Here is a 14016-nt window from a genome sequence, read left to right on the forward strand (position 1 = left end):
TTTTTGCTATTCGAAGCGGGTCTCAAGCAGCCGTTCGACGTATTTTGCGAGGACGTCGACCTCTAGATGAATCGGATCGCCGACGGCTTTCTCCGAGAGCGTCGTGAGCTGGTAGGTCGTCGGGATGATTGCGACGGTTACTCGTCCGCCCGCGTCGCCCGTCCCGTCGTCCTCGAGATCGGCGACGGTGAGACTAATGCCATCGAGCGTGATCGACCCTTTCTCGACGACGTAGCGGCCGTAGCCCGCCGGCAGTTCGAACTCGAAAAACCAGTCTTCCTCGACGGATTCGATGTTCGAAACCGTCGCGACCGCGTCGACGTGACCCTGCACGACGTGGCCGTCGAAGCGGCCGTCGGCGGGCATCGCTCGCTCTAAATTGACCGCGTCGCCCTCCTCAAGGTCGCCGAGATACGTCCGCTCGACGGTCTCGGTCGCGAGGAAGACCTCGAACCACGCGCCCACCTCGAAGCGCTCGACCGTGAGACAGACGCCACTGACGCTGATGCTCTGGCCGTGCTCGAGGCCCGTCGCGACCTCGTCGGCCCCGATTCGGAGCCGCAGGCCGTCTTCGGTTCGCTCTCGAGCGACGATTTCGCCGGTCTCCTCGACGATTCCCGTGAACATACTCGGAGATGTAAGTCGGCGAATAAAGCCGTTCCGACCCCGAGACGCGTTCCAGTTCCGTGACTGGCAGTCTCGGCGGCTCGGTACGCCCAGTCGTCGCGCTTTTGAATGTACCTGCGCTATACCAGTCCAATGGCCGGTATCATCGACACGATCAAACTCGCGGGCGTGCTCGTGCTCGCACTGCCTGCCGCACTCGCCGGACTCGAGTTCCTGCTCGTTCGCGGGGAGACGACAGTCGGCGCGATTTTGCTCGGCCTCGCCGTCGCGCTTATCGTCATCGAGCAGCGACTGACCACGCCGTCTGATCTCCCCGGCCTCGCTGTGAAACGCGTCGTCGGGACTGTGGCAAGCGATTCAGAATCGGATTCAGATGCGGACGATGAGACAGCCACCGTCCGTGCCGACGACGACCGCTGATCGGCTTCGAGTTGCTGCCGATTACTCCTCAAGTACCGCCGTCGGCTCGAGCGAGCGCGAACATGCCGGCAGGTAGATGGCTCGTTCGTCCGCTGTTTTCCGCACGAGAATATCGGCGATCCGCAGCCACTGTCCGTCGGCGACGTGGACGGCCGACTCGAGTCGTACGACGCTCCCGGGTTCGATCCCGTCGCCGCCCAAGCGGGGTCGTTCGCGGGGCTCGAGGCCCACACCAGTAACCCGGGTCTGGACGGCGTCGGCGTTTTCGAAGCCAAACGCACGGACTTCGGCCTCGAGGTCGGCTTCGACGGCCGTCACCGATTCGGTGTCTGCGGTCAGCATCGCCGCTGCGGAGCGAAACGATTGTGTCACGCCGACGTGAGCACGGCGTTCCCGGCCGCCGTCGCTGTCGACGACGAACGTCCGAACGAGGCCGCCGTGGTAGCCTGCCGGACCGCGAGGTGCCGTCTCGAGGACGATCGGTTCGCCGGGTCGAAGCGCGACGTCGCCCGTGTCGAGCGTCGAGGGCCGGTGGTCGGGGTTGGGGTTGACGACGGTGTTGCCCGCCGGAAACGCCCCCGCCGAGACGATTGCTTCGTCGATCGCGATCCGAAGCCGATCCGGCGTGAGTACCTCGCCGTCGACGACCAGATGACCGTCGTCGATCGTTGCATCTGCGAGCAGCGATGCTCCACGGCGGACGCCGGCGGCTGCAGCTGTCTGTGCGCTGGCGATTCGCTCTCGCTCGCGTTCGGTTTTCGTCGCTCGAGCGCGCTCGATGACGTCGGTCGAGGCGAGTTCGAAGCCGGCCTGCTCGAGGTAGAGTGCGGCGTCGTGTGGGAGTCGGGCCGGCGTCAAGATCGTTTCCGAGCCGACGCGTTCACACAGGGTTGCAGCGAGCGCCTCGGCTGGATGGCTGCCGGCATCCGTGTCCGTTTCGACGAGCCACGTCTCGCCATCGAAGGCGACGGCGACGAGTCCGTTCTCGACTGCGAGTCGGGGTCGACAGTAGCGCACGGCGGGATCGCAATCCGAACCGGCGTGGACGACTGCCACGGCCTCGCGGGCCTCAAGCGCGTCGCTGATCGCCGACTCGAGGTGTGTCGCGACGTCGGCCGTGTCGGTGTCGATACCGGCAGTCGACTCGGCGTCGGTCACGGTGCTTCGGCTTCGACCTCGTCGCCGTCAGCGTCGGCGTCCTGTGGCTGCTGGGCCTCCTCGATGAGTTCATCGAGCGGCGTGTCGGTCAGCCGGTTGTTGAGCAGGACGTCGATCGGCAGCGTTGGCGCACCGTCGACCAGATTCTCGAGCAAGACGAGGCGCTCTCGAGCCCGGGACATGCCGACGTAGAAGACGCGGCGCTCGTTGTCGGTCAGGACGGGCACCGGCGAGGTGTTCTTGGTGAACTCCTCGACGCCGGGAACGTCCGTTGGATCGTCGACGGTGGCGACCATCTGTTCGACGACTTTTTCGGTGAGGTCGGTACCGACGATGACGTGGTCGGCCTCACGCCCCTTCGCGGAGTGGATGGTGCCGACGCGGACGCGATCGGTCTCCATACCCAGATACTCGCCGATCGCGAAGTACGATCGGATGCTTTTCTTCTGGAAGTTGGTGACTTTCCGGACCATGTCGCCGGCCGACGCCGGGCCGGGCATGAACGGCGCGTGGTCCTGAATGACTTCTGCAGGGATCATCAACTCCGCGAGGTCGTCGATGCCGGCTTCTTCCTGGCGGTCATCGATCTCGTCGAAGAGGTCGTCGCGCTCGTTGGTGCCGAACGCCGACTCCTGAAGCATGTCGGCGAGTCGGCGGGCCTGGAGCCCAGTGACGTCCTCGCCGCGGTCGATCGCTTCGACGGCCCGGACGTACTGGGTGAGCCGGTCGGTCCACATCCGCTGGTCGGTCAGCGACGTAAACGGCACGCCTTCGGTGATGAACTCGTCGATGAACTGGAACATCTGGTAGCGTGCCCGGAACAGGATCATGATCGTCCCGTCGCCCTCGATGAGCGTCCGGCGAACGTTTCGGACGACGTCGAGCATCGACGCATTCCGACGCGCCTCAACGGCACCGCCTTCTTTGCGCGGCTTGAGGTCTTTGTCCTGCCGGGTCTCGATGTGTCGAATCTCCTTGTTGACCGCGTTGAGGACGTTCGAAGGGAGCCGATAGGAGTTGGGCAGAATAATGTCCTCGTCGACCGCTTCGTCGAGCAAGAGTGCGGGGTCGGCACCCTGCCACGAGTAGACGACCTGGTCGTCGTCACCGGCGATCAGGACTTCTTTCATGTGGGGCTTCCACTCCTCGTAGACGTCGTACTGCAGCGTGGTGATGTCCTGAAACTCGTCGATCACCAGATAGTCGACGTTCGGAAGCAAGGAACGCTGCTTGACGCGTTCTAACATGTCCGCGAAGCCGATCTTCCCCTGCTCGCCTTTGTAATTGCGCCAGCCACGGATCGCTTCGGGGACGTCGATCCGGTCGTCGTCGGACGGCCACGTCGGGGTGTACTTGTTGCCCTCTTGGGCATTCGGATCGATTTCGGGTGGGAGACGGACTTCCTCCTGATCCCACTGGAAGGGGACATCGTACCACTCCGAGACCTCACGGCCGGTTCGCTGGAGCCACTGGCTGGTCGCAATGACCTTGTTTCCGATGGTCGTCGACCGAGCGGTACGGCGTCCGGCACCGCTGTACTCGTCTTCGTACTCGATGCCGAACTCCTCGCAGAACTCTTCTTTATCAGATTCGCCGATGACGTCGCTTCGAGAGAGATCAAGCAGTTCGTAGGCTTTCGCGTGCATCGTACAGACGTTACCCTGCAGTGCACGCGGGCTTTCGTCGAGTCGCTCTGCCAGTCGTTCGCGAACCTCCTGTGCAGCCGCTCGCGTGTACGAGACGACGAGGATATCCCGGAAACTCACACCCTCTTGCTCGAGGATCTCTTCGACGTGGTCGAGCAGGGCTGTCGTCTTACCGCTGCCCGGACCACCGAACAACCGGGTCACCTTCGTCTCCGTAGTACTCATTGTAGCTGTTCAAGAGCGCAATACCCATAAGTCACGTGGGTTTTCGGCGATAGAAAGGCAACTGGCGGTCCGTCGCTGCGAACGAATTCACCAGACTGCATCGGGGTCAGTCGGGTCGAGCGAGGAGGAGTCCGTCAGATCGATCTGAGCGGGGTCGGCTCGCGACCGACTCGCTACTGATTTCTCGAGGACCGTGCGGCTCGGATCTCCGCGCCGTCACGGATCTTGTCCTGACAGTTGGGACAGACTCGAGGATCGTCGACACCGGGTGGGGTAAACACACGAGCGTACGCGTCCGTCACGAACGCACCGCAGTTCTGGCATTCCGGCATTGTTATTCTCGTATTCCTATTAGGAAGTAATACAGTATAGTTCTATCGCACGACGGGAGTTGAAAATCCTCGAACGCGGCTGCTGACGGCTATCGTCTCGGTTCGACGAACTCGAGGTGGCGTTATCTCGTGCGTGACGCAACAAAATGAGCGGTTTCGGGGTGTCTTCCGTGAGCCCTACGGCGTCGGTTCCCACCCACAAACGGTACAGGAGCTTGCAGCGGTATCGTGGAGACCACCACACTCGGGGCACTGTTTCTTATTATAATCGTGTTCCCACCCGATTCGTTCTACCGTGTGACCGCGATCCGAAAGGAATTGATCAATGACGTCGTCACCGGCATCATTGGGTGAGGTTGCCATAGGTGTGTGAATAGCTCCCACAATATTAAATCATCGGGTTCACCCACAGATCTGCCTCGAGTGAAACGAACACCACCCGGTACCCGTTGCCGCCGACAAAACAGTCGAACCGGCGTCTCGAAACTGTCAGCTGACACTCGCTCCATCATCCAGTCCGAGCCCGGTTCGATCGGTCACCTCGCCGGTTCGGGCCGGTTCGACCCGCGGGTTTTTCTCCGTTACTCACCAACCCATGCGTATGAGTGACCTGCGCCTCGATGCGACTCAACTCGATCGCTACTCGAGACACGTAATCATGGACGAGATCGGGCCCGAGGGCCAACAGCGGCTGCTCGAGGGCTCGGTGTTGATCGTTGGTGCGGGCGGGCTCGGCTCGCCGGCGATCCAGTACCTCGCAGCCGCGGGCGTCGGTCGGCTAGGGATCGTCGACGACGACGCCGTCGAGCGGTCGAACCTGCAACGTCAGATCGTCCACGGTGACGACGACGTCGGCCGGCCGAAAGTCCAGAGCGCGGCCGACTACGTCGCGACGCTGAACCCCGACATCGACGTCGATACCTACGAAACGCGACTCACGACCGACAACGTGGCCGAGCTCGTCGCCGAGTACGACATCGTCCTCGACGCCAGCGACAACTTCGCGACCCGGTACCTGCTCAACGACCACTGTGTGCTCAGCGAGACACCGCTGTCCCACGGCGCAATCTACCGCTTCGAAGGACAGGTGACGACGTTTACCAACGACCGCGGTGGTGAAAACGAGGACCCGCCGTGTTACCGCTGCATTTTCCCCGAAGCGCCCGAACCCGGGACCGTCCCCGACTGTGCGACTACTGGCGTGCTCGGCGTCCTGCCCGGCACTGTCGGCTGTATTCAGGCCACAGAGGTCGTCAAGTACCTGCTCGGCAAGGGTGAGTTGCTCGAGGGCCGCCTGCTCATGTACGACGCGATGGGCATGACGTTCGAGACGGTCGACGTGCTCTCGAACCCGGAGTGTCCCGTCTGTGGCGACGATCCAGCCATCGAGTCGATCGAGGACGTCGCCTACGAGGGCACGTGCGAGATTTCGGCCGATTAAACGGTTGTCTCGGTCGTCTCACGAACCCACGAAAGAACGCTGACCACGCCGTCGTACAGCTCTCGCCCGCCGAGGACGGCGACACAGGAGACGAACGCGGTGGTCCCGAGTTTACCGCCAGCGCCGGCGAACGCGGGCGTGACCGCGAGAAAGACGAGCCCGCAGAGGCCGCCAGCGAGGACGACGGACCCGAGCGATAACCGCTTCGGATTCGACATCCCCACGAACGACGCACAGAAGGCCACGGTGGCGAGCGTCCCACCGAGTTCCGGCAGCGCGAGCGGAAACGCCACGCCGGCGACGACACCGACGACGGCTGATCCGACGACTGGCCCCCACTCGAGGCGCACGCTCGAGGCGACCGTCGCGGTAGCCCCGACGACCGCGACAGGGACGATCAGCGAGACGAGTTCCCACTGCGGCGTGCCAGCGGGGGCAAATTCGAGCCCAGCGAACGCGGCCGCCGTGAGACAGCCAAACAGCGCGAGCGTGCCGAGTTTGCCGCCGACGCCCCCGAATGTCTCGGTCGTCGCGACGAAGCCGAGGCCCGCGATGAGTCCCGCGAGGGCAACGGACTCGAGCGACGGGAACGCCACGGGTGAGGCCATGCCGACGAACGAGCCGCAGTACGCCGGTACGTCGATGCGTGGGAGCGCGAGGCCGGTGATCAGGCCGACCAGTGCGGAAGCGAGCACCGGGCCGAGGTCGGCGTGGATGCTCAGGACGTAGGTGACGACGGCACCGGCGACGACCGCGAGCGCGTTGGTTGCGTCCGCTCGATCGAAGCCGGTGGTTTTGAACGGGCCAAGCACTCGCTTGTGCTCGAGCACGCCGGCGACGGCGGCGATGAACACGAGCCCAGCCTGTGCGCCGACCGTTCCGGGCGGCGTCTCGACGGGTGCGGCCAGCGAGCCCACGAGCAACGTGCCGGCGGTCAGCAACAGTGCGACGTAGCCGGCGAACTGGACCGGACGGTACACGACTCGAACGAACAAAAGGACCGACGAGAGGGTTTCGGTTCGCTGCAGGCAGGTCGCCGTTAGCTCCGCAACAGCCCGCCGTCGATGGGTACTTCGACGCCGTTGACGAAGCTCGCGCGGGGACTCGAGAGCACAGCCACGATATCGCCCAGTTCACGGGGCTCGCCGATTCGATCCATCGGAATCTCACTCGCGAGTTCCGCCAGCCCGTGGTCGTAGTCGTCGTAGACGCCGCGTTCGATGTTCGCTTCGATCAGTTCCTCGATTCGAGGCGTCTCGATCGTCCCCGGCAGGACCGCGTTGGCGCGGATCTCGGGCGCGAACTCCCGCGAGATCGTCTTCACGAGCCCGATCACGCCTCTGCGAACCGAGTTCGACAACAGGAGACCATCGGCGACCTCTCTGACTGTTCGGGACGTGATACACGTGATCGAGCCGTACGCCGACTCGAGGAGGTGTTCGTGGGCCTGTTCGACCGTCCAGACGACGCTCATCACCAGCAGGTCGTAGGCCTGGTACCAGTCCTGTTCGTCGGTCTCGAGGAAGGTCGTACTCGGTGGCCCGCCCGAGGAAGTGACGAGGTGGTCGAGGCCGCCGAAGGCGCCGACCGTCTCGCTGACGAGGTGGGAGACCTCGTCCGGGTCCGTGAGGTCCGTCGGCGTCGCACGAACCTCCCCCGTGGCCGTCTCGGCGAGTTCCTCACGAGCATCCTCGAGTCGCTGCTCGTCGCGTCCACAGATCATCACGTTCGCGCCCTCCTCGGCGAGGGCCTGTGCGCTCGCAAAGCCGAGGCCGCTCGAGGAGGCCGTCACCAGTGCGCTGTTGCCGTCGAGATCGAGATCCATACGCGAGCCCACGACGGGGAGGGACAAAGGCCCGGTGTCGCAGGCAAACGGCTCGCGCGCGGTTTCCGTCACAAGCGGGGACGACGGCTGTGGACTCAGTCCGCGCCCAGCCCGTCGAAGTAAATCGCGCGCCGTTCGTCGGCCGCCGGTGTCGTCACCAGGGAGACGACGACGGTGACGACGAGCCCGAGTCCCATGCCGACGATGCCGGCCGTCCAGCCGGCGTAGCTGCCGGGGACAGCGGCGAGAAAGAGACTCGAGAGATAGAACAGTTGACTGGTGACGATCCCGGCCGTGATCCCGGCTCGAGTCGTCTTGCGCCAGTAGAGGGCGATGAGGACGGGCAAAGCGAGCTGTGCGAAGCCGCTGAAGGCTGCATCGCCCAGTTCGAACAGCGTCGCCGGGTTGAGCAGACTCGCCCCGAACGCGGCGGTCGCGAAGATCACGACGCCGACTCGAGCGAGCAGATCCTCCCGTCGCGCCGCGAGGGTCTGGTCGACAAAGGGTCGGTAGAGGTCTCGCGTAAAGTACGACGAGCCAGAGAGCAGCATCGAGTCCGAAGAGGACATCATCGCAGCCATCGCGCCAGCGATGACGAGCGCGGCGAACCAGACCGGGGTGTACTCGGCGAGGATCACGGGGAGGACGTTGTCACCCGCCGGAATCGCCACGTCGAGCCCGCGCGCCCACGCGCCGAGCATGAACGAGGGGACAAAGAGGAGGACACAGAGGATCGGCCACAGCGCGAACGAGCGTTTGAGCACCGTCCGAGAGCCGGCGGCGAAAAAGCGCTGGTTCACTTGCGGGAACATCGCGACACCGAAGCCGATCGTGATCGCCGTCGAGAGCATCCACTGCGGCGTGTAGTAGGCGCTGCCGAGCGAGAGGAACGCAGCGGTTTCTTCGCTCGAGGCGAGCGCCGCCGTCGCCGCATCTGGGCCACCGACGGCGGCGAGCACCCACAGCAGCGCGACCCAGGTGGTGACGAGCATGAACGCCCCCTGCAGGGTGTCCGTCCACGCGATGCCGCGCATCCCGGCGACGACGACGTAGAGGATCATGAACGCGGTGATCAGCCCCGCTCCGATGGCGTAGGGAACGGTTCCTTCGGTCAGCGCCTCGAGGGCGGTGCCGGCCCCGACCTGTTGGAGCATGACGTACGGAAAGAGCCAGAGCAGACTGATGCCGGCAACGAGACCCCGAAGTCGCCGTGAGGCGAACCGATCGCCGAGCATCTCGCCGAGCGTGACGTAACCGTACTCCTGCCCGAGCAGCCACTGCTTGTAGCCGATGACGTACCAGAGGATGGCGAAGATGAGCCCGTCCATCAGCCCCATCACGAGGATCCATTCGGGACCCTGAGCGTAGGCGATGTTCGGCCCGGCGAAGAAGGTAAACGCCGACAGCAGCGTGGCGAAGGTCGTAAACAGCAGGACGATCGTGCCGAGCGTCCGACTCGCGAGATAGAAGTCCTCCGCGGTCCGGTCGGTCAGCCGGTAGGCGATCAGTCCGACGACCAGCGCCAGCAGGAGGTAGCCGACGATGATCCCGAGTTGCAGCGTCACGCTCACGGGCGCTCACCTCCGCGCGCCGAGTGCGTGGTGTGGTCCGCTCCGTGCCCGCGACTCGAGGCCGTTGTGTCCGTTTCGACGCCGATTCCCCACGCTCGCTTCGTAAAAATCCAGAAGACGACCGAGGCGAGTCCCATCCAGCCGACGTGCCACCACAGCCACAGCGGCAGGCCCGCGACGACCGCCGCCGATCCCCAGAGGAACCACGGAATCGCAAGTCCACAGAGGACGATTGCAACCGCGAGCCAGCCCGCACGTTCCAGACGTCGCATATCGGGTTGTTGGGCCCGACGTTGGTAATCGTTTCCCTTCAACAGCGCTTATTGAAGAAATTGCGTTGTCGATACGCCGGTCGCGTCCCATCATCGGTTTCGGAACCTAAAACTGTTCTTTCAGCGACGAAAAAACGTATAGGGATCGACAGGCGACAGTAATCCGAACTGACATGGCCCGGCTGTTCCCGTTTCGCTCCGACCCCGACGAGCCTGAGGGTCACCCGCGCGTCGTCGACCTCGAGGGCGACGAGGCCGACGCGGTGTTCAGCGCCCTCTCGTCGACGACAGCCCGACGGATCTACGCGCGACTCGAGGCCGAACCCGGAACGCCGAGCGACGTCGCCGACGCGATCGATTCGTCGATCCAGAACGTTCGCTACCACCTCGAGAACTTGGAGGAGGCGGGGTTGATCGAGGTCGTCGACACGTGGTACTCCTCGCGGGGCAACGAGATGAGCGTGTACGCGGCGACCGACGGCCCGCTGATCGTGACGAGCGACGAATCGACAGCGAGTAGACTGCGCGAGGCCCTCTCGCGATTTCTCGGCGGTATCGGTGCGCTCGCGGGCGCGAGTCTGCTGGTGCAGTACGGCCTCGTGCGGTGGGCCGAGTCGGCGGCAGACTCGTCATCGGCCGGTGGCGTCCCGGCCGACACCGAGAGGGAGGACGAAACGGGCGAGACCGACGGTGGCGACGGCGCGGACGATTCGAGCGAAACTGACGAAACGGACGAGACGACTGGCGCCGATAGCGCAGACGAGACCAGTGGAACCGCCGAAACGGATGCCGACGGCGGTGCCGGCGTGATGGACGACTCGAGTGAGACCGAGAGCGACGACGCGACGGACGATGTCGGTGCGCAGAGCGCCGAACAAGAAAACTACACTGGGGAGGGCAGCGACGTGGCGGCCGACGACCTGTCTGTGACCGACGGCAACAAATCCGTCGAGGCTGCCGCTGACGGCGGTGCCGAAACGGTCGAAGCGGTCTTTGCAGTCATCCCGCCCGGACTGCTCTTTTTTCTCGGTGGACTCGTTGTGCTGTCGGCTGTCACGATCTACTGGTACTGGCTCCGACCGACGTACTGATCGCTCGAGGGCATCGATAGGTCAACAGCTATTTCCCCGTCACGATCCAAAATACACTAACCCGTTGTGCTACCGCGAACGCGGTAGCACGTAACAGATATCCCATGGAAGACACCTCGAAATACCTCATTCACGCGGACGTCACGGCTGACGGGGTCGTCGAGCGCAGCGACGTCGTCGGTGCCATCTTCGGGCAGACCGAAGGCTTACTCGGTGACGAACTCGATCTGCGCGACCTGCGTCAGTCACAGAAAGTCGGTCGTATCGACGTCGAAATAACGAGCACCGGCGGCCAGTCACACGGCCACCTCACCATCGCAACCGGCCTCGACAAGGTTGAAACCGCGACACTCGCGGCCTCCCTCGAGACGATCAGCCGAGTCGGCCCCTGTCGGGCCGACCTCGAGGTCACCGAGATCGAAGACGTCCGAGCAGCAAAGCGAAAGGAGGTGGTCGAACGCGCAAAGGAACTGCTTCGTACCGGCTTCGACGACAGCGTGATGACCTCCGAGGAGATCCTCGCGGAGGTTCGCCAACACGTTCGCGTCGAGGACATCACCGAATACGAAGGGCTGCCGGCCGGCCCTCGGGTGACCGACAGCGATGCGATCATCGTCGTCGAAGGTCGCTCGGACGTTCTCACGCTGTTGAAATACGGCGTCAAAAACGCGATCGCGGTCGAAGGCACCAACGTCCCCGACGCGGTGGCCGAACTCACCCGCCACCGGACAGTCACCGCCTTCCTCGACGGCGACCGCGGCGGCGACCTCATCTTCGAAGAACTCTCGCAGGTCGGCGATGTCGATTACGTCGCGTTCGCACCAGCTGGCACCTCCGTCGAGGATCTGGACCACCACCAGCTGTTTGCAGCCCTCCGAAACAAAGTCCCCTACGAGACGGTCTCGGAACTGAACGAGCCTCGAGAAGCCGTCGCCGCGACCGACGGCAGTGCAACGCCGGCACCGGCACCGGGAACCGGTGATTCCGATGGGGCCACCGCCGTAACACCCGAGCGTGCCGGCGAGCCCACGCAATCGACGGCGTCCGCAGTCGACATGTCCGTGTCCGACAGCACCGATGTCGAGTGCGGAACCGACGTCACGGATGCGGCGACGCCGTCGCCGACGGCTCCTGACGAGCAGTTCGAAGCCGAGCCATCGACCTCAGCCGACCCCGAAACCGTCTACGGCCATGCTGCGGTCGTCATCCGAAGCCAGACCGGCCGCGTTCGATTTCTCGACGCCGACGACAACACCCTTGAGGAGACCGATGCGAGCGACGCCTACGATGTTCTCGAGGACCTCGAGCCTGCGCCGTCGACGGTCGTGCTCGACGACATTCTCGGCCAGCAACTGCTCGATCTGGCGGCCGACCGCGGCGTCGGCCGGATCATCGCACAGTCGCTCGGGCAGTTCACCAAACGACCGACTGCGGTCCGCATTCACGCGATCGACGACGTCGCCGAAGAAGCGCCCGAGACGGAGTGAGCACATACGCTCGAGCGGAGAGCGGACGTAGCTAGACAACTGAAACCAGACTGCCAGAGGCCACTATCGGAAAGACGAGCCACCCCCTACGTTTCCGACGTCTTCGCCTTCCCGTCGCCGGCTGTTCTCGTCTCTGCACGTTTGGTCTTGGGGTGTCCTCATCGACGTCGCGTCCACATCGGGGCACCCCATGTTTCCGACGTTACTTCGCTCATCCCCCCCGGATTTCCGTCGTTTTCGACGGACCCCACGTTTCCGACGTTTCCCGTTTCGCCCTGCGTTTCCGTCGTTCGACTCGACGACTGCGTCGTTATTCGCTCGCCCAGTCTTGCATCCACGCGTCCTCGAGGATCGTTTCGCGGACGACGTGTGGGTCTTCGATGAGGCGGTTCTGCAGGTGGATGCCGCCGGCGCTTCCCTTGTTGATCTTCTCGATTTCGACAACGCCGAGAAACGCCTGTTCTTTCAGGATGTCGCGAAAGCGGCGAACCGAAAGTACGTCCATCTCGAGGTGATCACAGATCCGTTCGTACTGGTCGTACACGCGACTCGTGAGGAACGCGTCGTCGTCGGCAGTGACGCTGAGTTCGGTCAGCGCGAGTAGTGCGGCTTTCGCCTGCGTGGGGGCGCCGTTGACGAGTTCGCGAAAGCGGTCCTTTTCGGCGTGTTGCTGGGCCTGTCGGACGTGTTTTTCCTGGACGGTCTCGGCACCGTCCTCGTAGGCAACCTCGCCGGCGTGTCGGAGGATATCGATCGCCTTGCGCGCATCGCCGTGTTCTTGGGCGGCGAAGGCGGCGGACAGTGGGATCACCTCGTCGGAGAGGACGCCGTCCCGGAAGGCGTCTTCCCGATTGACCATGATCTCGCGGAGCTGGTTCGCGTCGTAGGGTTTGAAGAACAGTTCCTTGTGCTGGAAGCTACTCCGGACCCGTTCGTTTAGCTTGTCGATGTACTGGATCTTGTTACTGATCGCGATGACACCGATGCTGCAGTCGATCTTTCCTGCCTCCTCGGCGCGCGAGAGCTTCATCAACACGCTGTCGTCGTTCATCAGGTCGATCTCGTCTAAGATGATGATCACGGAGTCGAACTGGGCGTCGAGTACCTTCCAGAGGAGTTTGTAGTACTTCGACGTGCTGAGTCCGGTGTGGGGGACCGAGATATCGGTGACTGCTTCGTCGTTGAGTTTCGCCGCGAGCGAGGACACTGCCTGTGTCTCTGTGTTATCCTCGGCACAATCGATGTACGCCGTCCCGATATCGACGCCCGACTCGGCTGCGTTGCGAGCGCGTTGACTGACGTGTCTCGAGACCAGTGACTTTCCCGCCCCGGTTTTGCCGTAGATCATCACGTTTTCCGGGGAATAGCCGTGAACAGCGCCGTTGAGCCGTTTGGCCAGTTTCGCGATTTCCTCATCTCGTCCGACGATCCGATCGGCTTCCGGAACGTGGCCGATCTTCAGGAGGTCTTTGTTCGAGAAGATCCGGTGGCCGGACTCGAAGAGCGGATCGTCGACAGAACTGGATGAGGGGTCGGGCGTCATCTCGTATACGCTCGTGAGCGTGGTGTCTGTATAAAACTGGTGAAGTCGTCTACCCCATGTTTCCGACGTATAAACGCTGTATTCGGCGGGTAAGAAACGTGTATGTCGATGATGGGATTGTTGATATGATATCCACGTTTCCGACGTTGCTCGACGAATCGGCCGACAGCGGCGGGGTCGAACGATGACATTGCTGACCCACCCACCCCACGTTTCCGACGTATCGAGATGAAGTGAGGGGTGGGGAGCGGCTGATGGTGTCACCCACCCCCCGCATTTCCGTCGTATCTCGCTGGAGAGCGAGGAGCCAACGACGTCACCAAAACAATCGGCCTACAGATTGACATCCTCCACGCCGTAAACGACGTGGAATCCCGA

General features: G+C 63.4%; 14 protein-coding genes. 4 read left to right on the forward strand and 10 right to left on the reverse strand.

Features of this window, described 5'->3' with window-relative positions:
• Window positions 1-6 precede the first annotated feature (6 nt).
• Window positions 7-627, reverse strand: coding sequence for a riboflavin synthase (locus GCU68_RS08975; protein ID WP_152940857.1), 621 nt, complete (start codon window positions 625-627; stop codon window positions 7-9).
• A gap of 132 nt (window positions 628-759) precedes the next feature.
• On the opposite strand from GCU68_RS08975, the gene GCU68_RS08980 reads away from it, so the two are divergent.
• Window positions 760-1047, forward strand: coding sequence for a DUF7533 family protein (locus GCU68_RS08980; protein WP_152940859.1), 288 nt, complete (start codon window positions 760-762; stop codon window positions 1045-1047).
• A 21-nt stretch (window positions 1048-1068) separates the two neighbouring features.
• On the opposite strand, the gene GCU68_RS08985 is transcribed toward GCU68_RS08980, so the two are convergent.
• From GCU68_RS08985 to GCU68_RS21610, 4 genes are all read right to left on the reverse strand, one after another.
• Window positions 1069-2205 (reverse strand): M24 family metallopeptidase, encoded by a 1137-nt coding sequence (locus tag GCU68_RS08985; RefSeq protein WP_152940861.1) that lies wholly within the window; start codon window positions 2203-2205, stop codon window positions 1069-1071.
• Window positions 2202-4076 carry a UvrD-helicase domain-containing protein gene (locus GCU68_RS08990; protein ID WP_152940863.1) on the reverse strand — a complete coding sequence of 625 codons (1875 nt, stop codon included), beginning with the start codon at window positions 4074-4076 and terminating at the stop codon, window positions 2202-2204. The genes GCU68_RS08985 and GCU68_RS08990 overlap by 4 nt, the downstream gene beginning before the upstream one ends.
• A gap of 173 nt (window positions 4077-4249) precedes the next feature.
• Window positions 4250-4408: a DUF7563 family protein gene (locus GCU68_RS21290; protein ID WP_168927081.1), complete on the reverse strand. Its 159-nt coding sequence runs from the start codon at window positions 4406-4408 to the stop codon at window positions 4250-4252.
• 177 nt (window positions 4409-4585) lie between these two features.
• Entirely contained in the window at window positions 4586-4771 is a 186-nt protein-coding gene (locus GCU68_RS21610) for an HVO_0416 family zinc finger protein (RefSeq protein WP_152940865.1), read from the reverse strand.
• 238 nt (window positions 4772-5009) lie between these two features.
• Here GCU68_RS21610 and ubaA point away from each other — a divergent pair, with 238 nt between their 5' ends.
• Complete coding sequence (ubaA, locus tag GCU68_RS09000) at window positions 5010-5849, forward strand: SAMP-activating enzyme E1 (RefSeq protein ID WP_152940867.1); 840 nt, start codon at window positions 5010-5012, stop codon at window positions 5847-5849.
• Here ubaA and GCU68_RS09005 read toward each other — a convergent pair.
• The 4 genes from GCU68_RS09005 to GCU68_RS09020 all read right to left on the reverse strand — a co-directional run bounded on the left by GCU68_RS09005 (window position 5846) and on the right by GCU68_RS09020 (window position 9517).
• The gene (locus GCU68_RS09005; protein ID WP_152940868.1) at window positions 5846-6829 is read right to left on the reverse strand and encodes a hypothetical protein; all 984 of its coding nucleotides are present in this window, start codon (window positions 6827-6829) and stop codon (window positions 5846-5848) included. The two genes, ubaA and GCU68_RS09005, sit on opposite strands and share 4 nt — an antisense overlap.
• Before the next feature lie 59 nt (window positions 6830-6888).
• On the reverse strand, window positions 6889-7674 hold the full coding sequence (locus GCU68_RS09010) for an SDR family oxidoreductase (RefSeq protein WP_152940870.1): 786 nt from the start codon (window positions 7672-7674) through the stop codon (window positions 6889-6891).
• Between the two features lie 95 nt (window positions 7675-7769).
• Window positions 7770-9245: a sodium:solute symporter family protein gene (locus GCU68_RS09015; protein ID WP_152940872.1), complete on the reverse strand. Its 1476-nt coding sequence runs from the start codon at window positions 9243-9245 to the stop codon at window positions 7770-7772.
• Window positions 9242-9517 (reverse strand): DUF3311 domain-containing protein, encoded by a 276-nt coding sequence (locus tag GCU68_RS09020; RefSeq protein ID WP_152940874.1) that lies wholly within the window; start codon window positions 9515-9517, stop codon window positions 9242-9244. The genes GCU68_RS09015 and GCU68_RS09020 overlap by 4 nt, the downstream gene beginning before the upstream one ends.
• Before the next feature lie 173 nt (window positions 9518-9690).
• Here GCU68_RS09020 and GCU68_RS09025 point away from each other — a divergent pair, with 173 nt between their 5' ends.
• Both GCU68_RS09025 and dnaG read left to right on the forward strand, forming a co-directional pair.
• Window positions 9691-10608: an ArsR/SmtB family transcription factor gene (locus tag GCU68_RS09025; protein ID WP_152940876.1), complete on the forward strand. Its 918-nt coding sequence runs from the start codon at window positions 9691-9693 to the stop codon at window positions 10606-10608.
• Between the two features lie 104 nt (window positions 10609-10712).
• Window positions 10713-12095: a DNA primase DnaG gene (dnaG, locus tag GCU68_RS09030; RefSeq protein ID WP_152940877.1), complete on the forward strand. Its 1383-nt coding sequence runs from the start codon at window positions 10713-10715 to the stop codon at window positions 12093-12095.
• 310 nt (window positions 12096-12405) lie between these two features.
• Here the strand turns inward: dnaG and GCU68_RS09035 are convergent, their stop codons facing one another.
• Window positions 12406-13638 carry an orc1/cdc6 family replication initiation protein gene (locus GCU68_RS09035; protein ID WP_152940879.1) on the reverse strand — a complete coding sequence of 411 codons (1233 nt, stop codon included), beginning with the start codon at window positions 13636-13638 and terminating at the stop codon, window positions 12406-12408.
• Between the last annotated feature and the right edge of the window lie 378 nt (window positions 13639-14016).

The sequence above is a fragment of the Natronorubrum aibiense genome (genome assembly GCF_009392895.1).
Classification (GTDB): domain Archaea; phylum Halobacteriota; class Halobacteria; order Halobacteriales; family Natrialbaceae; genus Natronorubrum; species Natronorubrum aibiense.